The organism is Streptomyces coryli, from assembly GCF_011044975.1.
Taxonomy (GTDB): Bacteria; Actinomycetota; Actinomycetes; order Streptomycetales; family Streptomycetaceae; genus Streptomyces; species Streptomyces coryli.
The window spans coordinates 1-657 of sequence record NZ_JAAKZV010000595.1 but is presented as its reverse complement, the minus strand read 5'-3'; the positions used below and the strand labels follow the sequence as shown (position 1 = coordinate 657).

At 74.0% G+C, this 657-nt stretch carries 1 protein-coding gene; it reads right to left on the bottom strand.

Features of this window, described 5'->3' with window-relative positions; genetic code table 11:
* A partial coding sequence (locus tag G5C51_RS42365) for an SDR family NAD(P)-dependent oxidoreductase (protein ID WP_165246275.1) occupies positions 1 to 378 on the bottom strand: 378 nt, incomplete at its 3' end.
* Between the last annotated feature and the right edge of the window lie 279 nt (positions 379 to 657).

Here is a 657-nt window from a genome sequence, read left to right as displayed (position 1 = left end):
GGGGAGGGCGGCGCGGGTGGCGCGGTAGGCGCCGTGCAGCGTTACGTCGAAGGAGCTCAGCCAGTCGTCCTCCGGGAGGTCGGGGAGGGTGGCGAGACCGGCGGCGCGAAAGGCGTTGTTGACGAGGACGTCGAGACCCCCGTAGAGGGAGACGGCGTGCTCGACGGCGGCTTGGACGGAGGCCGTGTCGGCGACGTCGCAGCGGACCCCTTCGGCACCGCGGCCGATGACGTCGGCGGTCCGCTTGGCGCCGTCGCCGTCGATATCGGCGATGAGCACGCGCGCACCTTCCGCCGCTAGACGGCGGGCTATTGCGGCGCCGATGCCCTGGGCTCCACCGGTGACGATGACGGCGTGTCCGCCGAAGCGAGGGTGCATGAGCGGCAGGGTATGCGGGGTTTTGGGCGGGGGGTAGGGCGCGGCCCGCCGCCCACCTCCCCCGCGGCCGTGGTGCCGGTGGGGGTGCGGGCGCGGGCGCTGTGCCGGTTGGGGGCGGACCAGTTGGCATCGGATGGTGACGGCAGCGTCGCCGTCGTGCGGTGGGTGCCGATGCCGGAAACGGATGGCTTCCTACGAGGGGAGTGGGGGGCGGGGCGCGTTGGTCTGCCGGGTGGCGGCTTGGAGGAAGTGCGAGGAGGCGGCAGGCAGCTGGGGGGG